This is a genomic window from Paracoccus sp. S1E-3, assembly GCF_013868135.1.
Classification (GTDB): domain Bacteria; phylum Pseudomonadota; class Alphaproteobacteria; order Rhodobacterales; family Rhodobacteraceae; genus Paracoccus.
The window spans coordinates 1,255,010-1,277,333 of record NZ_JACEMU010000004.1 but is presented as its reverse complement, the minus strand read 5'-3'; the positions used below and the strand labels follow the sequence as shown (position 1 = coordinate 1,277,333).

The 22,324-nt window shown below is 65.7% G+C and carries 28 protein-coding genes; 14 read left to right on the top strand and 14 right to left on the bottom strand.

The annotated features are described in order from the left end of the window. Positions 1–34 precede the first annotated feature (34 nt). Together H1S04_RS06375 and H1S04_RS06370 are read left to right on the top strand one after the other, a co-directional pair. Positions 35–1,654 (top strand): isocitrate lyase, encoded by a 1,620-nt coding sequence (locus H1S04_RS06375; protein WP_181744679.1) that lies wholly within the window; start codon positions 35–37, stop codon positions 1,652–1,654. Between the two features lie 157 nt (positions 1,655–1,811). Further along, positions 1,812–2,057 carry a hypothetical protein gene (locus H1S04_RS06370; RefSeq protein WP_181744678.1) on the top strand — a complete coding sequence of 82 codons (246 nt, stop codon included), beginning with the start codon at positions 1,812–1,814 and terminating at the stop codon, positions 2,055–2,057. 62 nt (positions 2,058–2,119) lie between these two features. On the opposite strand, the gene H1S04_RS06365 is transcribed toward H1S04_RS06370, so the two are convergent. Beyond that, a complete protein-coding gene (locus H1S04_RS06365) occupies positions 2,120–2,698 on the bottom strand; it encodes an alkylhydroperoxidase (protein ID WP_181744677.1) in 579 nt (192 codons plus the stop codon). A 146-nt stretch (positions 2,699–2,844) separates the two neighbouring features. On the opposite strand from H1S04_RS06365, the gene H1S04_RS06360 reads away from it, so the two are divergent. Continuing rightward, positions 2,845–3,507: an epoxyqueuosine reductase QueH gene (locus H1S04_RS06360; RefSeq protein WP_181744676.1), complete on the top strand. Its 663-nt coding sequence runs from the start codon at positions 2,845–2,847 to the stop codon at positions 3,505–3,507. Here H1S04_RS06360 and H1S04_RS06355 read toward each other — a convergent pair. Then, on the bottom strand, positions 3,483–4,880 hold the full coding sequence (locus tag H1S04_RS06355; RefSeq protein ID WP_181744675.1) for a short-chain fatty acyl-CoA regulator family protein: 1,398 nt from the start codon (positions 4,878–4,880) through the stop codon (positions 3,483–3,485). The genes H1S04_RS06360 and H1S04_RS06355 overlap by 25 nt on opposite strands. A gap of 122 nt (positions 4,881–5,002) precedes the next feature. Between H1S04_RS06355 and H1S04_RS06350 the strand changes: the two genes are divergently transcribed. Genes H1S04_RS06350 through prpB form a run of 4 tightly spaced genes read left to right on the top strand, consistent with a single transcriptional unit; the run spans position 5,003 to position 8,974 of the window. After that, positions 5,003–5,389 carry an acyl-CoA thioesterase gene (locus H1S04_RS06350; protein ID WP_220185097.1) on the top strand — a complete coding sequence of 129 codons (387 nt, stop codon included), beginning with the start codon at positions 5,003–5,005 and terminating at the stop codon, positions 5,387–5,389. Then, positions 5,386–6,900: an MmgE/PrpD family protein gene (locus H1S04_RS06345; protein ID WP_181744673.1), complete on the top strand. Its 1,515-nt coding sequence runs from the start codon at positions 5,386–5,388 to the stop codon at positions 6,898–6,900. Before H1S04_RS06350 ends, H1S04_RS06345 begins: the two co-directional genes overlap by 4 nt. 10 nt (positions 6,901–6,910) lie before the next feature. Then, positions 6,911–8,047: a 2-methylcitrate synthase gene (gene prpC / locus H1S04_RS06340; RefSeq protein ID WP_181744672.1), complete on the top strand. Its 1,137-nt coding sequence runs from the start codon at positions 6,911–6,913 to the stop codon at positions 8,045–8,047. A 12-nt stretch (positions 8,048–8,059) separates the two neighbouring features. After that, positions 8,060–8,974: a methylisocitrate lyase gene (prpB, locus tag H1S04_RS06335; RefSeq protein ID WP_181744671.1), complete on the top strand. Its 915-nt coding sequence runs from the start codon at positions 8,060–8,062 to the stop codon at positions 8,972–8,974. A gap of 191 nt (positions 8,975–9,165) precedes the next feature. Here prpB and H1S04_RS06330 read toward each other — a convergent pair whose 3' ends face one another. After that, the gene (locus H1S04_RS06330; protein ID WP_255435461.1) at positions 9,166–10,122 is read right to left on the bottom strand and encodes a hypothetical protein; all 957 of its coding nucleotides are present in this window, start codon (positions 10,120–10,122) and stop codon (positions 9,166–9,168) included. Between the two features lie 108 nt (positions 10,123–10,230). Between H1S04_RS06330 and dusA the strand changes: the two genes are divergently transcribed. The 3 genes from dusA to aroA are packed head-to-tail and all read left to right on the top strand — an operon-like array spanning position 10,231 to position 13,391. Further along, positions 10,231–11,247 (top strand): tRNA dihydrouridine(20/20a) synthase DusA, encoded by a 1,017-nt coding sequence (dusA, locus tag H1S04_RS06325; RefSeq protein WP_181745415.1) that lies wholly within the window; start codon positions 10,231–10,233, stop codon positions 11,245–11,247. Continuing rightward, on the top strand, positions 11,244–12,050 hold the full coding sequence (locus H1S04_RS06320; RefSeq protein WP_181744670.1) for a sulfite exporter TauE/SafE family protein: 807 nt from the start codon (positions 11,244–11,246) through the stop codon (positions 12,048–12,050). The genes dusA and H1S04_RS06320 overlap by 4 nt, the downstream gene beginning before the upstream one ends. A gap of 9 nt (positions 12,051–12,059) precedes the next feature. Then, positions 12,060–13,391 (top strand): 3-phosphoshikimate 1-carboxyvinyltransferase, encoded by a 1,332-nt coding sequence (aroA, locus tag H1S04_RS06315; protein ID WP_181744669.1) that lies wholly within the window; start codon positions 12,060–12,062, stop codon positions 13,389–13,391. Here the strand turns inward: aroA and H1S04_RS06310 are convergent. Further along, positions 13,388–13,801, bottom strand: coding sequence for a VOC family protein (locus H1S04_RS06310; protein WP_181744668.1), 414 nt, complete (start codon positions 13,799–13,801; stop codon positions 13,388–13,390). The two genes, aroA and H1S04_RS06310, sit on opposite strands and share 4 nt — an antisense overlap. Before the next feature lie 110 nt (positions 13,802–13,911). Between H1S04_RS06310 and H1S04_RS06305 the strand changes: the two genes are divergently transcribed. Genes H1S04_RS06305 through H1S04_RS06295 form a run of 3 tightly spaced genes read left to right on the top strand, consistent with a single transcriptional unit; the run spans position 13,912 to position 15,136 of the window. Beyond that, positions 13,912–14,289: an NADH:ubiquinone oxidoreductase subunit NDUFA12 gene (locus H1S04_RS06305; RefSeq protein WP_181744667.1), complete on the top strand. Its 378-nt coding sequence runs from the start codon at positions 13,912–13,914 to the stop codon at positions 14,287–14,289. Then, complete coding sequence (locus H1S04_RS06300; RefSeq protein ID WP_181744666.1) at positions 14,286–14,768, top strand: outer membrane lipid asymmetry maintenance protein MlaD; 483 nt, start codon at positions 14,286–14,288, stop codon at positions 14,766–14,768. Before H1S04_RS06305 ends, H1S04_RS06300 begins: the two co-directional genes overlap by 4 nt. Next, positions 14,765–15,136, top strand: a complete 372-nt coding sequence (locus H1S04_RS06295) for a DUF2155 domain-containing protein (RefSeq protein WP_181744665.1) — start codon at positions 14,765–14,767, stop codon at positions 15,134–15,136. Before H1S04_RS06300 ends, H1S04_RS06295 begins: the two co-directional genes overlap by 4 nt. Here the strand turns inward: H1S04_RS06295 and aat are convergent. The 7 genes from aat to hisA form a co-directional block, all read right to left on the bottom strand. Next, positions 15,100–15,711, bottom strand: a complete 612-nt coding sequence (gene aat / locus H1S04_RS06290; protein WP_181745414.1) for a leucyl/phenylalanyl-tRNA--protein transferase — start codon at positions 15,709–15,711, stop codon at positions 15,100–15,102. The two genes, H1S04_RS06295 and aat, sit on opposite strands and share 37 nt — an antisense overlap. Positions 15,712–15,725: 14 nt before the next feature. Next, on the bottom strand, positions 15,726–17,075 hold the full coding sequence (accC, locus tag H1S04_RS06285) for an acetyl-CoA carboxylase biotin carboxylase subunit (RefSeq protein WP_181744664.1): 1,350 nt from the start codon (positions 17,073–17,075) through the stop codon (positions 15,726–15,728). Between the two features lie 7 nt (positions 17,076–17,082). Beyond that, complete coding sequence (accB, locus tag H1S04_RS06280; RefSeq protein ID WP_181744663.1) at positions 17,083–17,607, bottom strand: acetyl-CoA carboxylase biotin carboxyl carrier protein; 525 nt, start codon at positions 17,605–17,607, stop codon at positions 17,083–17,085. Positions 17,608–17,903: 296 nt separating this feature from the next. Beyond that, a complete protein-coding gene (locus H1S04_RS06275; RefSeq protein ID WP_181744662.1) occupies positions 17,904–18,221 on the bottom strand; it encodes a phosphoribosyl-ATP diphosphatase in 318 nt (105 codons plus the stop codon). Then, on the bottom strand, positions 18,218–18,979 hold the full coding sequence (gene hisF / locus H1S04_RS06270) for an imidazole glycerol phosphate synthase subunit HisF (protein WP_181744661.1): 762 nt from the start codon (positions 18,977–18,979) through the stop codon (positions 18,218–18,220). The genes H1S04_RS06275 and hisF overlap by 4 nt, the downstream gene beginning before the upstream one ends. Before the next feature lie 39 nt (positions 18,980–19,018). Continuing rightward, positions 19,019–19,204, bottom strand: a complete 186-nt coding sequence (locus tag H1S04_RS06265; protein ID WP_181744660.1) for a hypothetical protein — start codon at positions 19,202–19,204, stop codon at positions 19,019–19,021. Positions 19,205–19,294: 90 nt separating this feature from the next. Continuing rightward, complete coding sequence (gene hisA / locus H1S04_RS06260) at positions 19,295–20,011, bottom strand: 1-(5-phosphoribosyl)-5-[(5-phosphoribosylamino)methylideneamino]imidazole-4-carboxamide isomerase (RefSeq protein WP_181744659.1); 717 nt, start codon at positions 20,009–20,011, stop codon at positions 19,295–19,297. 152 nt (positions 20,012–20,163) lie between these two features. On the opposite strand from hisA, the gene H1S04_RS06255 reads away from it, so the two are divergent. Next, positions 20,164–20,547, top strand: a complete 384-nt coding sequence (locus H1S04_RS06255) for a DUF2147 domain-containing protein (RefSeq protein ID WP_181744658.1) — start codon at positions 20,164–20,166, stop codon at positions 20,545–20,547. A 19-nt stretch (positions 20,548–20,566) separates the two neighbouring features. Here H1S04_RS06255 and H1S04_RS06250 read toward each other — a convergent pair whose 3' ends face one another. The 3 genes from H1S04_RS06250 to hisB are packed head-to-tail and all read right to left on the bottom strand — an operon-like array spanning position 20,567 to position 22,164. Next, positions 20,567–20,935 carry a VOC family protein gene (locus H1S04_RS06250; protein ID WP_181744657.1) on the bottom strand — a complete coding sequence of 123 codons (369 nt, stop codon included), beginning with the start codon at positions 20,933–20,935 and terminating at the stop codon, positions 20,567–20,569. Between the two features lie 5 nt (positions 20,936–20,940). Beyond that, on the bottom strand, positions 20,941–21,576 hold the full coding sequence (gene hisH / locus H1S04_RS06245) for an imidazole glycerol phosphate synthase subunit HisH (RefSeq protein ID WP_181744656.1): 636 nt from the start codon (positions 21,574–21,576) through the stop codon (positions 20,941–20,943). Beyond that, positions 21,577–22,164: an imidazoleglycerol-phosphate dehydratase HisB gene (gene hisB, locus H1S04_RS06240; RefSeq protein WP_181744655.1), complete on the bottom strand. Its 588-nt coding sequence runs from the start codon at positions 22,162–22,164 to the stop codon at positions 21,577–21,579. It lies immediately after the preceding gene. Between the last annotated feature and the right edge of the window lie 160 nt (positions 22,165–22,324).

Genomic DNA, 22,324 nt, shown 5'->3' with positions numbered 1-22,324 from the left:
CCAAACCTGAACCATTCTCTCGAAAGGAAAGATCATGGCAAACCGCAAAAGCTACGCCGAACTGCACGCCGAAGTTTCCAAGCGCTACCCCTCGGGTCAGACGCCGGGCGGGGTCAGTGTTGACGATATCGTCCAGCTGCGGCTGCAGAACAGCTATGACACCCATCTCGACATCGCCCGCGACATGGCGAAGGTGATGCGCGCCGACATGGCGGCCTATGACGCCGATCCGACGCTGTCGACGCAGTCGCTCGGCTGCTGGTCGGGCTTCCACGCCCAGCAGATGATCAAATCGGTGAAGCGCCTGCGCGGCACCACCAAGCGCGCTTATGTCTATCTGTCGGGCTGGATGGTTGCCGGTCTGCGCAACACCTGGGGCCACCTGCCGGACCAGTCGATGCACGAGAAAACCGCCGTCGCCGACCTGATCCGCGAGATCTATGTCTCGTTGCGTCAGGCCGACGAAGTGGCGATGAACGATCTGTTCAAGGATCTGAAGGCCGCGCGTGACGCCGGCGATGCGGCGGCCGAGAAGAAGGCGATCGAGGCCATCGACAATTTCGAAAGCCATGTCGTTCCGATCATCGCCGATATCGACGCGGGCTTCGGCAACGAACATGCGACCTATCTGCTGGCGAAGGAACTGATCCAGGCCGGCGCCTGCTGCCTGCAGATCGAGAATCAGGTCTCGGACGCGAAACAGTGCGGCCATCAGGACGGCAAGGTCACGGTCCCGCGCGAGGATTTCATCGAAAAGCTGCGCGCCTGCCGGCTGGCGCTGGAGGAACTGGGCGTTGACGAAGGCGTCATCGTCGCCCGCACCGACAGCCTTGGCGCCGGTCTGACCCAGAAGGTGCCGGTCAGCCAGCAGCCGGGCGATCTGGCCTCTGAATACATCAAATGGCTGGATACCGAGGCGATTTCGGATGCGAACCCGGTCCGCGACGGCGAACTCGCGATCATGCTGAACGGCGAATTCGTCAAGCCGAAGCGGCTGCCGAACGGGCTGTTCCCGTTCAAGAAAGGCTCGGGCCGCGCCCGCGTCGTCGAGGATTGCATCGCCAATCTGACGCAGGGCGGCGCCGACATGCTGTGGATCGAGACGGATACCCCCAACGTCTCCGAGATCGCCAGCATGGTGAACGAGGTTCGCGAGGCGGTTCCGAATGCCAAGCTGGTCTATAACAACTCGCCCTCGTTCAACTGGACCCTGAACCTGCGCAAGCAGGTCCGCGAGGAATGGCTGAAGGACGGCAAGATCGCCGCCGGCGACTACCCGGACGGCAACGAGCTGATGAAGGCGGAATACGACGCGACCGAACTCGGTCAGGAGGCCGATGCCCGTCTGCAGCGCTTCCAGCACGACATCTCGACGCTGGCGGGGGTGTTCCACAACCTGATCACGCTGCCGACCTTCCACCTGACCGCGAAGTCGATGGACGAACTGTCGCGCGGTTACTTCGGCGACGACAAGATGCTGGCTTACGTCAAGACCGTGCAGCGCGAGGAAATCCGTCGCGGCATCTCGGCGGTCAAGCACCAGCACGAGGTCGGTTCGGATCTGGGCGACACCTTCAAGGAAATGGTCGGCGGCGAGCGGGCGCTGAAAGCTGGCGGCCACGCCAACACCATGAACCAGTTCGCGGCCGAATAACGACTGCGAGCGGGCGAAGCCCGACGAACCCGGTCGCGGTCGAACAATGACCGCGAGCGGGCCAAGCCTAACGGACCGGTTCGCGGCCGATTAGCCCTGTAACCCCCCGGTTCCCGCCGCTAGAGTGGCGGGGACCGCCCAAAAGGAGGAGCGAGACATGACCGCAGATACCGAATTCCAGCGCATCGACCTTCCCGAAGGCGACCGCGAAACCCGCGCCATCCACCGTGTGGCCGAGGCCGTCCATCGCCTGAACGACGCCGTGCAGCGCGCCGTGGCCGAGGGCGTGTCGGTCGAGGTGATCCGCGTCTCGCGCATCCATAACGGCGCGGGCGCCTGGGGCGATCAGGTCGTGCCGACGATTCGCGGGACCGGCGCCAAGGCCGAAGACGCCAAGGGCTGAAACGCCTTCTCAGCACTGTCGGACGGCGGGCCCTGCGCCCGCCGTTTCGCGTTGGCGGACGCTTATTTGCGCCCGACCGCCAGCGTCGCCCGGATCTCGGGATCGTCGTCCAGAAATTCGACCTCGACCATGGCGCCCACGGCGTCGAAATAGCGGCTCATGAAGTGACGGAACGATGCCGCGAGCGCGATGTCGGCGATGTTCAGGTCGCTGAGGCCAAGGTCGCGCAGGCGCGCGATGTGGCCGGCCGTGATCTCGGACGCGTTGCGGCTGATCTGTGCGGCATAGTCCAGCATCGCCACCTGCTGATCGCTCAGTCCGGCATTGTGATAGTCGCGATGAACCGCCAGCGCCTGTGCGCGCCCGAGCATAGAGGAGAGGGCGCGGAAATAGACATGCGCGCAATAGCTGGACGGAACGAGGCGCGCGGCAACGAAGGTGATGAGCCGGAAATTCAGCAGCCCCAGCGAAAAGCCGTCCCGGATCTGGTGCAGCAGGCTTTCGACCGGCACGATGATGTCGGGTCGCGCCGACCAGCATTCCGTCGCCGCCATGACCCGCCCCATCGCGGCTATGTCCTCCGCGTAAAGTGCGGCCGTTTCGCCCGTCGCATCTTCGGGTATGACCGTCTTGACGAACATTTTTTCCTCCGCTGTCCGAACGCGGGTCAGAATATCACGCCCGCCGGCCGACACCTAAAGGATCCGGCGCCGACGCTGGCCTTTTCCCGCAGGCCGTTTCGCGCTAAAACACCTGCTTGACCCCGCATCCCGCAAGGCCGCCGCCCATGACCACCGATCTCGACCGTCCCGTTCTGACGCCGCCCAATGGCCAGAAAAAGGTGCTGCTGCATAGCTGCTGCGCCCCCTGTTCGGGCGAGGTGATGGAGGCGATGACCGCATCCGGCATCGACTACACGATCTTCTTCTACAACCCGAACATCCACCCGGAGAAGGAATATCTTCTGCGCAAGGATGAGAATATCCGCTTTGCCGAGACCCATAACGTCCCCTTCGTCGATGCCGATTACGACACCGAGAACTGGTATGCCCGTGCCAAGGGCATGGAATGGGAACCCGAACGCGGCATCCGCTGCACCATGTGCTTCGACATGCGGTTCGAGCGGACGGCGCTTTACGCCCATGAGCACGGCTTTCCGGTGATGACTTCCAGCCTCGGGATATCGCGCTGGAAGGACATGAAGCAGATCAACGGCTGCGGCGAACGCGCGGTGCGGCCCTATGACGGCCTCGAATACTGGGATTACAACTGGCGCAAGGGCGGCGGCTCCAGCCGCATGATCGAGATTTCCAAGCGCGAGGAATTCTACATGCAGGAATATTGCGGCTGCGTCTATTCGCTGCGCGACACCAACCGCCACCGCCGCGAGGTCGGCCGCGGCCAGATCGAGATCGGCACCATGTATTACGGCAAGGACTCGGACGAGTAAGGCGCGAAGCTGCTGCGCCCCGGCTCGGCCAGAACAGGGCGACCGATCATCGGGAAGGCGCGCTGCGGGCAGGCCTCGCGCTCGCACAGCTTGCAGCCGGGGCCGATGGGCGTGGCGGCTTCCGGCCCCAGCAGGTCCAATCCGCGCCCGTAGACCAGCCGGTCGGCATGGGCGATGTCGCAGCCAAGCGCCACGGCGAAATGTTTGACCGGGGTGCCGAAACCGCCGCGCCCATGGCTGACCGTGCGCGCGACCCACAGATAACGCCGCCCGTCGGGCATCTGCGCGACCTGCCGCAGGATTTCGCCCGGATGCGAAAACGCGTCATAGATCGTCCACAGGGGGCACGACCCGCCGAAGCGCGAGAAGTGGAAATCCGTCGCCGATTGCCGTTTCGAGATATTGCCGGCCCGGTCCACGCGGATGAAGAAGAACGGCACCCCCTGCGCGCCGGGGCGTTGCAGCGTCGACAGCCGGTGGCAGGCGGTTTCAAATCCCACATCGAAGCGTTGCGAAAGCAGCGCGATGTCGTACCGCTCGGTCTCGGCGGCGGTCAGGAAGGTCTCGTAGGGCAGGATCAGCGCGCCGGCATAGTAATTCGCCAGCCCGATCCGCAGCAAAGGCTGATCCTCGGGCGAAAGGCCGGATTTCCGGCACAGCCGGTTGATGGTCGCAGCTTCCTCGATCAGGCCCAGTTGCGTGCCTATCTGAAATGCCTGTTGCGATTCCGAAAGCTGGCCGTTGATGCGCAGCACCCGCGTCGCCGGATCGTATTGGCGCAGGGTGCCAGCTTCAGTCTTCGTCTCGACCCGGATCCTGTGGCGGTCGGCCAGATAGGTGGTCAGCGCGTCCGCGCGACCGATCACCGGCAGCAGCGTGCCCAGCGGTTCCGCCGCGCGGTCAAGTTCGGCAATGTGGTTGCGGCGGGTATAGAAATAATCGCGCACGGCCTCGAAGGCGGTCGGCGCCGCAGGCGCGCCCGCAGGACCCGAGATCTGCTCGGCCAGCAGATTCGCCCGTTCGGTTGCCGCCCGCAGGCGCCGGCGCATGTCCAGAATCACCTTGGCCAGTCCGGGCGAGTTGTCGGCCAGATCGTGCAGTTCCGACAGGCTCAACTGCGCGCCCTGATCGGCAAGTGCGGCCCGCAGCCGCGAGGCCAGCCGCCCGTCGCCCGCATCATGGAAGGGCTGCGCCTCGGCGCCGAACAGCTCATCAAGCTTGGCCAGCACGGCCAGCGTCAACGGCCGCTGGTTGCGTTCGATCTGGTTGAGGTAGCTGGGCGAGATCTCCAGACTGCGTGCCAGCGCCGCCTGCGTCATGGCGCGGGTTTCCCGTAACCGCTTCAGCTGTCCGCCAAGATAGGCATTCTTCATTCGCAACCCTTCGCAAGATTCGCAAAACCGCCACGGCGCTTTCGCAACTTGATGCAAGTCTGCTGTTTACCAGAGCTGCGCACGGGTGAAAACTGCCCATGCAAATCTTGCGAAGGACCGCCATGCAGGACGCCGCCATCACCGAACTGACCGAACTGGTCCTGCCTGCGCAGGCAAACCACTACGGCACCTTGTTCGCGGGGCAGGCGCTGTCGATGCTGGCGCAGGCCGCCTTTACCGCCGCCAGCCGCCACGCCCGCAGCAATGTGGTGCTGGCGGGCGTCGACAATCTGCGCTTCACCGCGCCGGTTCCGGTGGGTCAGCTGTTCATCATCCGCGCCCGCGTCACCAGCGCCGGGCGCAGCGCGATGATGATCGAGGTGGTGGCCGGGCGCGAGGATCCGCAGACCGGCGAGACGGGCCAGGTCGCGCAAGGACAGTTCCAGATGGTCGCCGTGAATGAACATGGCCGCCCGAAGAAAATCACCGCTCAGGAGATCAGCACATGAAGACCCACGACGTCCGCACCTATAAATCGGCCGAGAAGCTGGCCCGCGAAGACCAATTGGCGTGGAAAATCGCCGAGGTCGCCGCCGATCCCGTCGCGGTCGATGCCGATGTCACCGACATGATCATCAACCGGATCATCGACAATGCCTCGGTCGCGGCGGCTTCGGTGGCGCGCCGCCCGGTCGCCTCGGCCCGCGCGCAGGCGATGGCCCATCCGATGAAGCCCGGCGCGACCGTTTTCGGCGTCGACAGCGCCACCACCGTTTCGCCCGAATGGGCGGCTTACGCCAATGGCGTGGCGGTGCGCGAACTCGATTTCCACGACACCTATCTGGCGGCGGATTATTCGCATCCCGGCGACAATATCCCGCCGATCCTGGCCGTCGCCCAGCATACCGGCAAGTCGGGCGCTGACCTGATCCGGGGCCTCGCCACCGGCTATGAAATCCAGGTCGATCTGGTCACCGGCATCTGCCTGCACGAACACAAGATCGACCATATCGCCCATCTCGGCCCGTCGGCCGCCGCCGGCATCGGCACCCTGCTGGGCCTGCCGACCGAGGTGATCTATCAGGCCGTCCAGCAGGCGCTGCATGTCACCACCACCACGCGGCAGTCGCGCAAGGGCGAGATTTCCTCGTGGAAAGCCTATGCCCCCGCCTTCGCCGGCAAGATGGCGATCGAGGCAGTGGACCGGGTGATGCGCGGCGAAGGCGCGCCGTCGCCGGCATGGGAAGGCGAGGACGGCTTCATCGCCTATCTGCTGTCGGGTCCGTCCGCCCTTTACCGCGTGCCGCTGCCGGGCAAGGGCGAGGCCAAGCGTGCGATCCTCGACACCTATACCAAGGAACATTCGGCCGAATACCAGAGCCAGGCGCTGATCGACCTCGCCCGCCGCATGGGGCCGAAGATCGGTGATCTGTCCCAGATCGACAATATCGTCATCCATACCAGCCATCACACCCATTACGTGATCGGCACCGGCGCGAATGACCCGCAGAAGATGGACCCGAAGGCCTCGCGCGAGACGCTGGACCATTCGATCATGTATATCTTCGCGGTGGCGCTGGAAGACGGCGGCTGGCACCACGAGAAATCCTATGCGCCCGAGCGTGCGAACCGCCCGGAAACCGTCGCGCTCTGGCACAAGATCACCACGACCGAGGACCCGGAATGGACGCGCCGCTATCACTCGCAGGATCCCAAGGAAAAAGCCTTCGGTGGCCGCGTCGTGGTGACGCTGAAGAACGGCACCGTGATCGAGGATGAACTGGCGCTTGCCGACGCCCATCCCGATGGCGCCCGTCCCTTCGTGCGCGAGAATTACAAGCAGAAGTTCCTGACCCTGTCGGACGGCATCATCGCGCCCGCCGAACAGACCCGCTTCCTGCAGGCGGCGGAAGCCCTGGCCGATCTGAAGGCGGGCGATCTGGCGGCGCTGAACTTCGTCGTCGAACCCGGCAAGCTGGGTGGCGCGCGTCCGACGGGTATCTTCGACTTCAAGGGATAAGGAGGCCGACATGGCACCGACGCCGAAAAAATCCGTGGCCCTCTCGGGGGTCGAGGCGGGGAATACCGCGCTCTGCTCGGTCGGGCAGAGCGGGAATGACCTGCATTATCGCGGCTATGATATTCTCGACATCGCCGAGGCGGCGACCTTCGAGGAAATCGCGCATCTGCTGGTGCATGGCGAATTGCCGAACAAGGCCCAGCTTGCCACCTATGAAGCCAAGCTCGCGCGGTTGCGCGGGCTGCCGGCCCCGCTGATGGCCGCGCTGGAGCAGCTGCCGGCGGCGACCCATCCGATGGATGTGATGCGCACCGGCGTGTCGGTGCTGGGCAGTCTTCTGCCCGAAGCGCCCGACCACAACCCCGCCGGCGCGCGCGACATCACCGACCGGCTGATGGCCTCGCTGGGGTCGATGCTGCTTTACTGGTATCACTACAGCCATAATGGCCGGCGCATCGATGTCGAGGGCGATGACAGCTCGATCGCCGCGCATTTCCTGCGCCTGCTGCATGGCAAGAAGCCCTCGGCCGATCATGTCCGCGCGATGCAGACCTCGCTGATCCTCTATGCGGAACACGAGTTCAACGCGTCGACCTTCACGGCGCGGATGGTCGCGGGGACCGGCTCCGACATGTATTCGGCGGTGACGGCGGCCATCGGCGCGCTGCGCGGCCCGAAACATGGCGGCGCGAACGAGGTCGCCTATGAGATCCAGTCGCGCTATGCGACCCCGGATCAGGCGGCCGAGGATATCCGCGCCCGCGTAGCCGAAAAGCAGATCATCATCGGCTTCGGTCATCCGGTCTATACCATCGCCGATCCCCGCAACGTCGTCATCAAACGCGTCGCGAAGGAACTTTCGGATCTGGCCGGCGATACCCGGCTTTACGAAATCGCCGACCGGATCGAGACGGTGATGGACGAGGAACGCAAGATGTTCCCGAACCTCGACTGGTTCAGCGCGGTGTCCTATCACCGCATGGGGGTGCCCACCGCCATGTTCACGCCGCTTTTCGTCATCTCGCGGACCTCGGGCTGGGGCGCGCATGTGATCGAACAGCGCGAGGACGGCAAGATCATCCGCCCCTCGGCCCATTACATCGGGCCGGAGAACCGCAAATTCGTGCCGCTGGCGAAACGCGGCTAGAAAGGATCCGTCATGGTTTATCTCGTTGGGGCCGAGACCCCGGATCGTCCCGCCGGCCTGCGCTTTCAGGAACTTCTGGACGCGCCCGGCATCCTGCGTCTGCCCGGCGCGCATAACGGTCAGGCGGCGCTGCAGGCCAAGGCCGCCGGTTTCGACGCGCTGTATCTGTCCGGGGCGGCGATGACGGCCTCGATGGGGCTGCCGGATCTCGGCATCATCACCGTGGATGAGGTCGCCTTCTTCATCCGCCAGATCACCCGTGCCACCGGTCTGCCGCTGCTGGTTGATGGCGATACCGGTTATGGCGAGGCGCTGAACGTCATGCATATGGTCCGCACCTTCGAGGATGCGGGCGCGGGCGCGGTGCATCTGGAGGACCAGCTTCTGCCGAAGAAATGCGGCCACCTGAACGACAAGAAGCTGGCCACGGCGTCGGATATGGCCGCGAAGGTCGCGGCCGCTGCCAAGGCGCGCCGGCATCTGCGCATCATCGCCCGCACCGATGCCGCCGCCAGCGAGGGTCTGGAAGGCGCCATCGCCCGCGCAAAGCTCTATGTCGAGGCCGGGGCCGATGCGATCTTCCCCGAGGCGCTGACCTCGGTCGAGATGTTCAAGGAAGTGCGCGCCGCCCTCCCGGGCGTGAAGCTGCTGGCCAATATGACCGAGTTCGGCCGGACGCCGGCGCTGACCGCGCAGGAATTCGAGGATCTGGGCTATGACATGGTGATCTGGCCGGTGTCGTCGCTGCGGGTGGCGAACAAGGCGCAGGAAAAGCTGTATGCGGTGCTGGCGCGCGATGGCGCCACCACCGCCATGCTGCCCGAGATGCAGACCCGGTCCGAGCTTTACGCCACCATCGGCCTGCATGATTTCGAGGCGCTGGATGCCTCGATCGCGGCCTCGATTGCGCCCGACTGGAAGGTCTGAAAAAGCCGGATCTGCGATCACGGGGCGTCGCGGGAAGCGCGGCGCCCCGCGCGCGTGACCGGCATTCCCAAACACCCGGCGCTGCGCGATGGGCCGTCCCGGCGCCTGCGGGGGCGCCGGACTGCGTCCGGGACACCCAGCCCAGCGGGCCGAGGTATCTTTCACCGGAGGCGGCACCGGTGACAGAGGTGTCAAAGCAGTTCTTCGACCCCGGCGATTTCAAGATCGGCCGGTGCGTCGCCGGCGTCGGGCAATTCGGCTGCGTATTCGGCCAATGCCGGAGGGTTTGCGATCAACTCGCCTTCCGACAGATCGGTTGCCGCCTCGTTTCCGGGCGCGCGCCGACGTTGGCGGCGCTCCTCGGACGAGGATGGCGCGGCGGCACCCGGTCCGATCAGCGGGCCGCGCTGGCTGTCCAGCAGACCGCTCGTGCCGGGGGTGAGCAGCGCCACCCGCTCGCCGCCGATCACCGCGAGCGATCCGGGCATGCCGGTGGCCCGCGTCCCCAAGGGGGCCCCCAGCAGCATCCGCTTGTCGACGATCCGCGCCCTCCGCGACGGCTGGGGCAGCCGAGCGACCGCGCCGGGATCAGCCGAGGCGAAGCGGTTATAGGTCTCGGCCATGTCGGTCATGCCTTCAAAGCCGCCCGCGCGCAGGCCCGCACGCAATTCGTCAAACCGCGCGAGATAGCGCGTCGCATTGGCCTGCGTGCGCGAATGAAACGCCCCCGCCGCCTGACGCCAGTCTCCGGTCTCGGCATAAAGCTGGCTGACGAAGCGGGCTGCGTAACGGGCATTCGTCAGCGGATCGAACATCTCGGCGACAGAGCTGAAATTCTGACCGTGCCAGCGGTAGTTCAGCTGGAAGCACCCGATATCGAGATTGGTGCGGCCCTGGGCCAGACGCTCCTCCGCGAAGGCGAGCGCGCTGTTCGGGTCATCGAACCAGGTGCCCTGACCTTCGGAATTCGCGCTCCACGCCCAGGGGCGGACGATACCGTCGCGCCTTCTGCCGGTCTCGGTCAGGGTCAGGGCGCCGAGGATGTCGGGGGGCACGCCGGCCTCGGCCGCGGCGGTCTGGGCCGCCCATTCGCACAGCTGCGCCGGCTCCTCCGGCGCGGCATGGGCGGCGAGGGGCAGAAGCAGCATCAACAGGGCCAGCACGAATCGCATTGGCCCAGGCTAGGGACAAATGTTTAAGTCCAAGTTGACAGCGTGACTTGGTCCCCGGCTTTTGCTAGATCGCGCTGCATGTCGATGCCGCAAAACCCCATTTCGCCCGCGATCCGCGATGCTGCGCGCCTGTCCGTCGCCCCGATGATGGACTGGACCGACCGCTATTGCCGGGGCTTTCACCGCCTTCTGTCGCGGCGGGCGCTGCTGTTTACCGAGATGGTGACCGCGCCCGCGATCATCCACGGCCCCCGCGACCGGCTGCTGGGCAAGGAGACCGCCGAACATCCGGTCGCCTTGCAGATCGGCGGCTCGGACCCGGCGGAGCTGGCCCGCGCGACCGCTTTGGCCGCGCCCTTCGGCTATGACGAGATCAACCTGAATGTCGGTTGCCCCTCGGACCGGGTGCAATCGGGTTGCTTTGGTGCGGTGCTGATGAAAACGCCCGATCTGGTGGCCGATTGCGTGCGCGCGATGATCGCCGAAAGCCCGGTCGAGGTGACGGTGAAATGCCGCATCGGCGTGGACGATCAGGATCCCGAACAGGTGCTGCCCGACTTCCTGTCGCGGATGCGCGATGCGGGCGTCAGCCGCGTCACCGTTCATGCCCGCAAGGCGTGGCTGCAGGGTCTCAGCCCCAAGGACAACCGCGAGATTCCGCCGCTGGACTATCCGCTGGTTCACCGCATGAAGCGGGCCTTCCCCGATCTGCACCTGTCGATCAATGGCGGCATTCAGCCCGGCATGGTGGCCGATCAGCTTGCCCATATGGACGGGGTGATGGTCGGGCGCGCGGCCTATCACCAGCCCTGGGACGTTCTGGGTGATGCCGATGCGCTGTGGGGCCAGACCGCGCCCTTCGCGGAGCCGGCGCAGGCCGCCGAGGCGATGCGCCCGCAACTGGCCGCATGGCTGGCAGAGGGGGCGCGCATTCACCAGATCACCCGGCACATGCTGGGCCTGTTCCATGGCCGTGCCGGTGCGCGACTGTGGCGCCGGGTGCTCAGCGAAGGGGCGCACAAGGCGCAAAGCCCGGCCGAGGGGCTTGCGCTTTACGACGCCGCGTTGGATCAGGTGCGAAACGCTGTGGAGCCCGCATGACCGAGATGATCCTGCCCGCACTGACTCTCGCCCTCGTGGGGGCATTCGCCGGCATTCTGGCCGGGCTTCTGGGCGTGGGCGGCGGCATCGTCCTGGTCCCGGCCTTTTTCTATCTGTTCAGCGCGGCGGGTTACGGGTCGGACGATCTGATGCAGATCTGTCTGGCGACCTCGCTGGCGACGATCGTGGTCACCTCGGCCCGGTCGGTCATGGCGCATAACCGCAAGGGGGCGGTCGACTGGCAGATACTGAAGGATTGGGCCTTCGGCATCATGATCGGCGCGGTCTTTGGGGTGCTGACGGTGGCGCAGCTGCGCACGCAGACGCTGCAGATCATCTTCGGTGTGCTGGTGATGGTGATTGCGGCCTATATGCTGCTGGGGAAATCCAGCTGGCGGGTGGGTGACCGGATGCCGCAAGGGCCGGTGAAATATGTGCTCAGCTGGCTGACGGGGTTCATCTCGGTCCTGCTGGGGATCGGCGGCGGCTCCATCGGCGTACCGGTGATGACGCTGCACGGCGTGCCGATCCACCGGGCAGTGGCGACGGCGGCGGGGTTCGGGGGGCTGATCGCGGCGCCCTCGGCCCTGCTGTTTCTGTTCACCCCCGCCGAAGGCGCGCCGCCTTATACGGTCGGCTCCGTCAATATCCCCGCCTTCGTGATCGTGATCGCCATGACCATTCTGACCGCGCCTGTCGGGGCGGCGCTGGCGCATCGGACCGAACCGGCGCGGCTGAAGAAGATCTTTGCACTGTTTCTGGCGCTGGTGGCGCTGAACATGCTGCGCAAAACGCTGTTCTGAGGAAGTCCCATGTCGCACGCACCCGCCAAACCGATGTCTTCGCGCCGCACCGGCGCGCTGAGGGGGACGGCCTCGATCCCCGGCGACAAGTCGATCAGCCACCGGGCGCTGATCCTGGGCGCATTGGCGGTAGGACGCACGCATGTGACCGGGCTGCTGGAAGGGCAGGACGTGCTGGACACCGCCAAGGCCATGCAGGCCTTCGGTGCGACTGTCGAACGGCTTGGCCCTGGCGAATGGATCATTGACGGCGTGGGTGTCGGCGGCTTTGCCGAACCTGCGGGCGTGATCGACTGCGGCAATTCCGGGACCGGCGTGCGGCTGATCATGGGCGCGATGGCGACGACCCCGATCACCGCCACCTTCACCGGCGATGTCAGCCTTTCGCGCCGCCCGATGCGGCGCATCACCGACCCGCTGTCCCAGTTCGGGGCCGAGATCACCACCCGCGCGGGCGGCCTGCTGCCCGCGACCATCAAGGGGGCGCAGGACCCGGTGCCGGTGCGTTACCAGACGCCGGTGGCCTCGGCGCAGATCAAATCGGCGGTGCTGCTGGCGGGGCTGAACGCGCCCGGCCAGACCGTGGTGATCGAGAAGGAGCCGACCCGCGACCATTCCGAACGGATGCTGGTAGGCTTTGGCGCCACCATCACGACCGAGGAAACGCCTGAGGGCCGCGTCATCACCCTGACCGGGCGGCCGGAGCTGCGGGGACAGGCTGTGGCGGTGCCGCGCGATCCGTCCTCGGCGGCGTTTCCGGTGGCGGCGGCGCTGATCGTGCCGGGGTCTGAAATCCGGGTGCCCGGCATCAGCCGCAACCCGACGCGGGACGGCCTGTATGTGACGCTGGCCGAGATGGGCGCGGACCTGATCTGGGAAAACGATCGCGAGGAGGGGGGCGAGCCGGTGGCCGATCTGCTGGTGCGCCATTCCCGGCTGAAAGGCGTCAATGTCCCGGCCGAGCGCGCCGCCAGCATGATCGACGAATTCCCCATCCTGTCGGTGATTGCTACCATGGCCGAGGGCCCTACGGTGATGAACGGCGTGGCCGAATTGCGGGTGAAGGAATCCGATCGCATCGACGCCATGGCCAAAGGGCTGCGCGCCAACGGGGTCGAGGTGGAGGAGACCCGCGACAGCATGACCGTCCATGGCACGGGCCGCATTCCGGGTGGGGGGGAGCCGGTTGCGACGCATCTCGACCACCGGATCGCCATGTCGTTTCTGGTCGCCGGACTGACCGCAGATGCGGAGATCACCGTTGACGACGGGGCAGCGATTGCGACCTCATTCCCGGATTTTGTCGGGCTGATGCAGGGCTTGGGCGCCGATCTGGGTTAGGTCGTGATCTCGATCACCGGGGCCGAACGGGTCAGGGGGCGTTCGTCGAATTTCGCCTCGATATTGTTGCCGTCGGGGTCGAGCACGAAGGCCGCGTAATAGCCGGGGTGATAGTCGCGCAGCCCGGGCGCGCCGTAGTCGCGGCCCCCTGTCGCAAGCGCCGCCTCATAGAAGGCGTTCACCATCGCACGGTCGGCGGCCTGAAAACACAGGTGGATGCGGCTGGGCGTGTCACCCACATCCAGCTGGTCGAGGAACAGCTCATCGCAACACATCCAGTCGCGGCCGTGTTCGATATTGTCGCCCTGGCCAAGCGCCTCCAGTATGGCCTGATAGAAATCGCGCGATTTTTCGTAATTGGTGACCCGCATGTGCAGATGGTCGATCAATCGGCCCTGAAAATAACTCATCCTTCATCCTCCTCGGCTAAAACGCGCGGTTGATGCGGCAGTTCCGGTCCCACTGGACCCGGACGGCGCTTTGCGGCATAGACAAGGCGACAGACCCGAAGGAGCCGCCCATGTGGATCGTTGACCGTATTCTGACCTGGTGGAGAGGGCAGACACTGAACACGCAGGTCTGGACCGCGCTTTACGGCGAAAAGGTCGGCGAGGACGATCAGGGCAATATCTATTACCAGTCCAGGAAGGGCGACCGCCGCTGGGTCATCTATAACGGCGAATCCGAGGCGAGCCGGGTGCCGGTCGAATGGCATGGTTGGCTGCACCATACCTACAAGGAACCGCCGACCAAGGATCCCCTCCCGCGCCGGCCGTGGGAACTGCCCAGCCAGATGAACATGACCGGCACCCCGCAGGCCTATCGGCCCAAGGGTTCGATCTATCGCGCCAAGCCGGTCGAGCGCAGCGATTACGACGCGTGGCAACCCGATCAATGAGCGATGACAGCCGGGCAGAGCTGGTCGCCGGCACCGTCGTGCTGGCGGTTGCGGCGGGGTTTCTGGCTTTCGCCGCCGGTCCGCGCCTGATGCCCGGCGGCGGATATGACCTGATCGCGGCCTTTCCCAATGTGGAAGGCATCGAAAAGGGGTCCGAGATCCGCATGGCCGGCGTCCCCGTGGGCCGCGTGACCGAGATCAGCCTGAACCCCGCCACCTATCTGGCCGAGGCCCGCCTGCGCCTGCAGGACGGCGTGCTGCTGCCTGCCGATTCGGCGGCGATCATCCAGTCCGATGGCCTACTGGGGGGCGCCTATCTGGAACTTCAGCCGGGCGGCAGTCCCGAAAACCTCGCCCCCGGCGACGAGATCGAAGATGTGCAGGGCGCCGTCAGCCTGCTGTCCCTGATGATGAAGTTCGTCGATTCGCAGGCGGCCGAGACGCCCGGCGCCGACCCCGCCCCGGAGGATGCCCAATGATCCGTTACATCCTTCTGACCCTGTCGATGCTGGCGGCGACGACGCCGGTCTTGGCGCAGGACGATATCGAAACCACCCGCGGCACAGGCGCGGTGTTGCGTATGCTCGACAAGGTGTCCAGCGAGATCAGCGATGTGGAACTGGCGCCGGGCGAGTCGGCCGATATCGGCCGTTTGACGGTGCGGCTGGGCGAATGCCGCTATCCCTCCGCCGACCCAAATTCGGACGCCTTCGCGCAGATGGTCATCACCGACCGCAACAGCCGGGCGACACTGTTCGATGGCTGGATGGTGGCCTCCTCGCCGGCGCTCTCGGCGCTGGATGATGCGCGCTATGACGTCTGGGTCATGGCCTGCAAGACCGCCTGAAACGAGGGCAGCGGCCGCGCGGCGATGTCGGCCGGCCGCTGGATCGCTTCGGCCAGCCGGCGCCGGTATTCGCCGCGCGAGATGGTCTGACCACCCAATGACTGCAGGTGCGGGGTCGGATATTGGGTGTCGAACAGCGTGAAGCCGCTGGCCTTCAGATGGATCGACAGCACCAGCAGCGCGGTCTTCGATGCGTTGGTCCGGTGCGAGAACATGCTTTCGCCGAAAAACGCCGCCCCGATGGTCAGGCCGAAAACCGCGCCGACCAGCTCATCGCCGTCAAGAACCTCGATCGAATGGGCGCGGCCCATGTGGTGCAGGTCGCCATACACGCGGTGCAGATCGGCATTGATCCAGGTCTCGCTGCGTGCCGCGCAGGCCCGCACCACATCGCAGAAATGACTGTTCAGCGTCAGCCGCCAGGTGCAGCGCCGCAAATGCCGCCGCATCGAGGCCGAGGCATGGACCCCACCGACCGGCATGACGCCGCGCCGCGAGGGGTCGAGCCAATGAAGCGATGGGTCTTCGGCCGAGCCCGCCATGGGGAAAATGCCATTGGCATAGGCCCACAGCATCTGCTCGGCCGAGATCACGCCGGGACGTTCTCGCTCAGCCAGCGTTCCAGCCAGTGGATGGAATAATTGCCGTCCTGAATATCCGGCTCCTCCAGCAGGGCATCGAACAGCGGCGTGGTGGTGTCCACGCCATCGACGATCAGCTCGGACAGGGCGCGCTTCAGCCGCGCCAGCGCCTCGGGCCGGTCGCGGCCATGCACGATCAGCTTGGCGATCAGGCTGTCGTAATAGGGCGGGATGACATAGCCGTCATAAATCGCGCTGTCCATCCGCACCCCCAGCCCGCCGGGAGCGTGGAACTGGGTGATCTTGCCCGGCGAGGGGCTGAAATTCGGCAGCTTCTCGGCGTTGATGCGCACCTCGATGGCGTGGCCGTTGATCTTCAGATCCTCCTGCGCCAGCTCCATCGGCTCGTCGGCCGCGACACGGATCTGTTCGCGGACCAGATCGACGCCGTAAATCGCCTCGGTCACCGGATGCTCGACCTGCAGGCGGGTGTTCATCTCGATGAAATAGAACTCGCCGTCCTCATATAGGAACTCGATGGTGCCGGCGCCGATATAACCGAGCTTCTTCATCGCGTCGGCCGAGATCTTCCCGATCCGGGCGCGTTCTTCCTCGGTGATGGAGGGGCCGGGCGCTTCTTCCAGCACTTTCTGGTGGCGGCGTTGCAGCGAACAGTCGCGTTCGCCCAGATAGACCGCATTTCCCTTGCCGTCGCCGAAGACCTGAATTTCGATGTGGCGCGGCTTCTGCAGATATTTCTCGATATAGACATCGGGGTTGCCGAAGGCGGCCTTGGCTTCGGCACGGGCGGTGCGGAAGGCAACCTCCAGCCCCTTTTCGTCATGGGCGACCTTCATGCCGCGCCCGCCGCCGCCGGCGGTGGCCTTGATGATGACCGGATAGCCGATCTCGGCCGCGACCTTCTTGGCCTCATCCACGTCATTCACCCCGCCATCGGACCCCGGAACCACCGGGATGCCAAGCGCCTTGGCCGTGTCCTTGGCGGTGATCTTGTCGCCCATGATGCGGATATGTTCGGCCTTGGGTCCGATGAAGGTGATGCCGTGATCCTCCAGCATCTGCGCGAAATTGGCGTTTTCCGACAGGAAGCCATAGCCCGGATGAACGGCCTGCGCGCCGGTGATCTCGCAGGCGGCGATGATCGCTGCCGGGTTCAGATAGCTTTCGGACGAGGGCGGCGGCCCGATGGCGACCGATTCGTCGGCCATGCGGACATGCATTGCGTTGGCATCGGCGGTCGAGTGAACAGCCACCGTCTTGATGCCCATTTCGCGGGCGGCGCGGATGACGCGCAGCGCGATTTCGCCCCGGTTGGCAATCAGGATCTTGTCGAACATCCCGGCCTCATTCCACGATCATCAGGGGCGCGCCATATTCAACCGGGGTGCCGTCATCGACCAGGATGCGCTTGACCGTGCCCGATTTGGGCGAGGGGATGTGGTTCATGGTCTTCATCGCCTCGACGATCAGCAGCGTGTCGCCTTCGCTGACCTGCTGGCCGATGGTGACGAAGGGGGCCGCACCCGGTTCCGCGGACAGATAGGCGGTGCCGACCATGGGCGAGGTCACCGCGCCCGGCAGGTCCGCCGGATCACCCGAGGGGGCGCCGGGCGTGGCCGTCGGCGTCGACGGCGACACCGGGCCGGGCGTGGCCGCCATAGGGGCTGGCGCATAGGCGGCCGGGGCTGCAGCCTGCATGACCACCTGCTTGCCATGCTTGGACAGGCTGACGGTCAGCCGGTCGTTTTCGCCATATTCGCGCTTGACCGACAATTCGGACAGTTCGCTGCTGTTCAGAAGCTCGGCCAGCGACTGGATGAAAGCGACATCGCCGTCGTGATGCTTGCCGGATTTGGCGTCTGCGGTCATGAGGATCCTCTGCCTTGTGAAACCCGCGTCTGACGCGCGGTAGGAATTGCTGGCTTATACCGCGTCTTGTCACCCAAGGGAAAGCAATTTGCCTTGGATTTCTGCGGCTGCGCCCTCGGACTAGTCCGGTTTCATGCCCGACTATGGGGTCAAGGACCGCACAACCACAAGTAACAGCGGGGTGTGACAGATCTGTTCGGCCAGTTTCGGCGTACGGGCCGCTTCAGGGCGCGGAGGCGCGGGCGCAGGCCGCCGGAATTCCCTCCGCCAGCGGAACATTCCGGCGGGCGTGGCGGTCAGCCGCGGCTGGCCTTTTCGGCGATGCCCGACCGGCCCTCGCGCCGGGCCAGTTCGGCGGCCACATCGGCCAGCGTCAGGTCGCGCGCGGCCAGCATGACCGCAAGGTGAAAGATCGCGTCCGCCGCTTCAGAGACCAGCTTCTCGCGGTCGCCCTTCACCGCCTCGATGATGGCCTCGACGGCTTCCTCGCCGAATTTCTCAGCGCATTTTTCCGGGCCTTTGGACAGCAGCTTCGCGGTCCAGCTGGTCTCGGGATCGGCGCCCTTGCGCGCGGCGATGGTGGCGTCGAGGCGGGCGAAGGCGTCATCGCTCATGTCAACCTCACCGGGATGCCGGCGGCGGCCAGATGCGCCTTGGCCTCGCCCACCGTGAAGGTGCCGAAATGGAAGATCGAGGCGGCGAGCAGCGCGCTGGCATGGCCCTCGGTCACGCCCTCGACCAGATGGTCCAGCATGCCGACCCCGCCCGAGGCGATGACCGGAATGTCCACCGCATCGGCCACGGCGCGGGTGAGGGCGAGGTTGAAGCCGGCTTTGGTGCCGTCGCGATCCATCGAGGTCAGCAGGATTTCGCCCGCCCCCTTCGCCGCTACCAGGCCAGCGAATTCCACCGCGTCGATACCGGTGGGCTTGCGGCCGCCATGGGTGAAGATCTCCCATTTGCCGGGGGCGACGGTCTTGGCGTCGAGGGCGCAGACGATGCACTGGCTGCCGAAGCGGTCGGCGGCCTCCGACAGCACATTGGGATCGGCCACGGCGGCCGAGTTGAACGACACCTTGTCGGCCCCCGCCAGCAGCAGGGCGCGGACATCGTGATGCGTGCGCACGCCGCCGCCGACGGTCAGCGGCACGAAGCATTGCTCGGCCGTGCGGGTCACCACGTCGAACATGGTGCCGCGGTTTTCATGGGTGGCGTGGATGTCGAGAAAGCAGATTTCGTCGGCCCCGGCGGCGTCATAGGCCTTGGCGGCCTCGACCGGGTCGCCGGCATCCACCAGATCGACGAAATTCACGCCTTTCACGACCCGGCCATCGGCCACGTCAAGGCAAGGGATGATGCGAGTCTTCAGCATATGCGGGTGATAGCGCGGCCGGGCGTGCAGGGGAAGGGGTCAGCCTCGGTCCGGCCCGCGCAGGATCAGCGCATTGAACAGCACGCCGCCCGCGATCAGGAACAGGATCGCCCAGAACAGATTGCCGGTCGAGAATTCGAAGACCGCCCAGCCGAAGGGGAAGGCCGAGCAGAGGATGCGGACCCAGAGCGGGCGGAAAAACGGATGGTTGGGATCGACGATCATGTCGCCTGATAGCGCTTGGTGGCCGGTTGGGGAAGGGGGCGCTGCCCCCGGCCTTGCGGCCTCCCCCGGGATATTGGGGCCAAAGTGAAATCAGGCGAGCGCGTCGAGCGCGGCCTTAAGATCGAGCGCGCCATCATAAAGCGCCCGGCCCGAAATGGCGCCCGCGATCACGCCGGTATCGCGCAGGCGCAGAAGGTCCGCCATCGAGGAGACCCCGCCCGAGGCGATGACCGGGATGCTGACCGCGCGGGCGAGCGCCTCGGTCGCTTCGGTATTGGGGCCGGCCATGGCGCCGTCGCGGTCGATATCGGTGTAGATGATGGCGGCGACGCCCGCATCTTCGAAGCTGCGGGCGAGATCGGCGGCCTGAACGGTGGTTTCCTCGGCCCAGCCCTTGGTGGCGACGAAGCCCTTGCGGGCATCGATGCCGACCGCGACCTGACCGGGGAAGGCCGATGCGGCTTCGCGGACCAGATCCGGGTTTTCGACCGCGACGGTGCCGAGGATCACGCGTTTCAGGCCCTTCTCCAGCCACATGTCGATCGTCGCCATGTCGCGGATGCCGCCGCCGAGCTGGGCGGGGATCGAGGTGGCACGCAGGATCGCCTCGACCGCGGCGGCATTGACGGGCTGGCCGGCGAAGGCGCCGTTCAGGTCCACAAGGTGCAGCCATTCGGCGCCTGCATCCTGAAAGGCGCGGGCCTGCGCGGCCGGATCGGTGCCGAAGACGGTCGCGGCCTCCATGTCGCCGCGCAGCAGACGCACGCAATTGCCGTCCTTCAGGTCGATGGCGGGGTAGAGGATCATCCTGCGGCTCCTGACTTTTGTCCGGCTGGGCTTTGCCACAGGGGGGCGGGCGGAGCAAGCGGCGCGCTCGGCGCCGGGCGACCCCACGTCATGCTTGCGTGAATCGCGGCGCTGCCGTCAGATCGCCGCAAACGGATCTTTGGGAGGAGACCATGAAGACATTCGCACTCGCCGCCGCCTTCAGCCTGCTGGCCGGGGCCGCTTTCGCCGACCCGATCGAGGGGCTGTGGCAGACCCAGCCCGATGAGGGTGCCTTCGCCTATGTCCAGATCACCCCCTGCGGCGGGGCGTTCTGCGGCACCATCACCCGCACCTTCAAGGACAAGGCGGAATTCCAGTCGCCCAATATCGGCAAGCAGATCGTGATCGACATGACCCCGCAGGGCGATGGCAATTACAAGGGCAAGGTACTGCGCCCCGCCGATAACAAGATCTATAACGGCAAGGCGCAGGTCAGCGGCGACAGGATGCAGTTGGCGGGTTGCGTGGCCGGCGGACTGATCTGCAAGAACCAGACCTGGGCCAAGTTGCAGTAACTGACACGGCGGAGGGCCGTCATTGCGGCTCTCCGATCTCGACGATGTGGTCGTCGGGGTCGTGGAAGCGGAAGACGCGCTGCCCCCAGGGCTGACGCGAGACCGGATGGATCACCGCGACATGCGGGGCGATGCGGGCAAACGCGGCATCCAGATCCTCATCCTCGAAATAGAGCACCAGATTTGCGCGCCCGAACGGGGCGGCATAAATCGGGGTCTGGCCAAAGATCGTCTGATGCAGGTGCGCGCCGTCATGGATCGCGAAGCCATTTTGAAAGCGGATGAAGCCGCCTTCATCCTCAAGGACGACCAGCCCCATCACATCGTGGCAGAACCGGCGGGCGCGGTCCAGATCGGCCACGAAGGGCAGAGGATTGACGAAGCGCAAGGGCGTCAGGGCCGCCAGTTCAGGAAGTTCTCGATCAGGCGCAGCCCCACGGCCTGCGACTTTTCCGGGTGGAACTGGGTGCCGATGATGTTGTCGCGCCCGACGATGGCCGTCACCGGGCCGCCATAGTCGACATCGGCCAGAAGATGCGCCGGATCGGTCGGGTGGAACTGCCAGCTATGGACGAAATAGGCGTGATCGCCGCTGTTCAAACCGTCCAGAACCGGATGTGCGCCGCGCAGGCGCAGGTCGTTCCAGCCCATATGCGGCACTTTCAGGCCGGGAACCGAGGGGCGGATGGCGTCGATCTCGCCGCCGATCCAGCCGAGGCCCGGCGTGTCGCGATATTCATGCCCGAGATCGGCCAGCATCTGCATGCCGACGCAGATGCCCATGAAGGGGACGGCGCGGGTCTCGACCGCCTCGCGCAGCGCCTCGACCATACCCGGCACGGCCTCCAGCGCGGCTTTGCAGGCCGGAAAGGCGCCGTCGCCGGGCAGCACGATCCGGTCAGCGCGGGCCACCGCTTCGGGATCCGAAGTCACGATGATCTCGGCGCCGGCCTTCGCGCCCATCATCGCGAAGGCTTTCTGGGCGGAATGCAGGTTGCCGCTGTCGTAATCCACCAGCGCGACGCGCATCTAGAGCGCCCCCTTGGTCGAGGGCAGCACACCCGCCATGCGCGGGTCGGGTTCGACCGCTTCGCGCAGGGCGCGGGCGACGGATTTGAACGCGGCCTCGGCGAGGTGGTGGGAATTGAAGCCGTGCAGCGCATCGACATGCAACGTGATGCCGCCATGGGTGGACAGCGCCTGGAAGAATTCGCGCACCAGCTCGGTGTCGAATGTGCCGATCTTCTGGGTCGGGAAATCCACGTTCCAGATCAGGAAGGGACGCGCCGACAGATCCAGCGCCGTGCGCAGCTGCGCATCATCCATCGCCAGCAGGAACGACCCGTAACGCCGGATGCCCTTCTTGTCGCCAAGCGCTTGCGTCAGCGCCTGACCGAGGGCGATGCCCACATCCTCGACCGTGTGGTGATCGTCGATATGCAGGTCGCCCTTGGCGCGCACGCGGACGTCGATCAGCGAATGGCGGGCCAGCTGGTCCAGCATGTGATCGAAAAACCCGACCCCGGTCTGGTTGTCATAGACCCCGGTGCCGTCGAGATCGACGCGCACCACGATCTCGGTTTCCGCCGTCTTGCGGGTGATTTCAGCCTGCCGCATCGCTTGGACCTTTCCAGAATTCCGCCGTCTTATACGCCGCCTGCACCCAAAGCCCAATCCCCCCAGGCGACAGGTCCGGGACCCAAGGGTGGCATTCCTCGCGAGGATGTGACATAAGCGTCACCCTCAAGCCCACATCCATGGAAAACAAGCAACCCCG

Coding starts and splice junctions, on each gene's coding strand:
- H1S04_RS06375 (WP_181744679.1), top strand. CDS start 35: ATGGCAAACCGCAAAAGCTACGCCGAACTGCACGCCGAAGTTTCCAAG.
- H1S04_RS06370 (WP_181744678.1), top strand. CDS start 1,812: ATGACCGCAGATACCGAATTCCAGCGCATCGACCTTCCCGAAGGCGAC.
- H1S04_RS06365 (WP_181744677.1), bottom strand. CDS start 2,698: ATGTTCGTCAAGACGGTCATACCCGAAGATGCGACGGGCGAAACGGCC.
- H1S04_RS06360 (WP_181744676.1), top strand. CDS start 2,845: ATGACCACCGATCTCGACCGTCCCGTTCTGACGCCGCCCAATGGCCAG.
- H1S04_RS06355 (WP_181744675.1), bottom strand. CDS start 4,880: ATGAAGAATGCCTATCTTGGCGGACAGCTGAAGCGGTTACGGGAAACC.
- H1S04_RS06350 (WP_220185097.1), top strand. CDS start 5,003: ATGCAGGACGCCGCCATCACCGAACTGACCGAACTGGTCCTGCCTGCG.
- H1S04_RS06345 (WP_181744673.1), top strand. CDS start 5,386: ATGAAGACCCACGACGTCCGCACCTATAAATCGGCCGAGAAGCTGGCC.
- prpC (WP_181744672.1), top strand. CDS start 6,911: ATGGCACCGACGCCGAAAAAATCCGTGGCCCTCTCGGGGGTCGAGGCG.
- prpB (WP_181744671.1), top strand. CDS start 8,060: ATGGTTTATCTCGTTGGGGCCGAGACCCCGGATCGTCCCGCCGGCCTG.
- H1S04_RS06330 (WP_255435461.1), bottom strand. CDS start 10,122: ATGCTGCTTCTGCCCCTCGCCGCCCATGCCGCGCCGGAGGAGCCGGCG.
- dusA (WP_181745415.1), top strand. CDS start 10,231: ATGCCGCAAAACCCCATTTCGCCCGCGATCCGCGATGCTGCGCGCCTG.
- H1S04_RS06320 (WP_181744670.1), top strand. CDS start 11,244: ATGACCGAGATGATCCTGCCCGCACTGACTCTCGCCCTCGTGGGGGCA.
- aroA (WP_181744669.1), top strand. CDS start 12,060: ATGTCGCACGCACCCGCCAAACCGATGTCTTCGCGCCGCACCGGCGCG.
- H1S04_RS06310 (WP_181744668.1), bottom strand. CDS start 13,801: ATGAGTTATTTTCAGGGCCGATTGATCGACCATCTGCACATGCGGGTC.
- H1S04_RS06305 (WP_181744667.1), top strand. CDS start 13,912: ATGTGGATCGTTGACCGTATTCTGACCTGGTGGAGAGGGCAGACACTG.
- H1S04_RS06300 (WP_181744666.1), top strand. CDS start 14,286: ATGAGCGATGACAGCCGGGCAGAGCTGGTCGCCGGCACCGTCGTGCTG.
- H1S04_RS06295 (WP_181744665.1), top strand. CDS start 14,765: ATGATCCGTTACATCCTTCTGACCCTGTCGATGCTGGCGGCGACGACG.
- aat (WP_181745414.1), bottom strand. CDS start 15,711: ATGCTGTGGGCCTATGCCAATGGCATTTTCCCCATGGCGGGCTCGGCC.
- accC (WP_181744664.1), bottom strand. CDS start 17,075: ATGTTCGACAAGATCCTGATTGCCAACCGGGGCGAAATCGCGCTGCGC.
- accB (WP_181744663.1), bottom strand. CDS start 17,607: ATGACCGCAGACGCCAAATCCGGCAAGCATCACGACGGCGATGTCGCT.
- H1S04_RS06275 (WP_181744662.1), bottom strand. CDS start 18,221: ATGAGCGATGACGCCTTCGCCCGCCTCGACGCCACCATCGCCGCGCGC.
- hisF (WP_181744661.1), bottom strand. CDS start 18,979: ATGCTGAAGACTCGCATCATCCCTTGCCTTGACGTGGCCGATGGCCGG.
- H1S04_RS06265 (WP_181744660.1), bottom strand. CDS start 19,204: ATGATCGTCGATCCCAACCATCCGTTTTTCCGCCCGCTCTGGGTCCGC.
- hisA (WP_181744659.1), bottom strand. CDS start 20,011: ATGATCCTCTACCCCGCCATCGACCTGAAGGACGGCAATTGCGTGCGT.
- H1S04_RS06255 (WP_181744658.1), top strand. CDS start 20,164: ATGAAGACATTCGCACTCGCCGCCGCCTTCAGCCTGCTGGCCGGGGCC.
- hisH (WP_181744656.1), bottom strand. CDS start 21,576: ATGCGCGTCGCGCTGGTGGATTACGACAGCGGCAACCTGCATTCCGCC.
- hisB (WP_181744655.1), bottom strand. CDS start 22,164: ATGCGGCAGGCTGAAATCACCCGCAAGACGGCGGAAACCGAGATCGTG.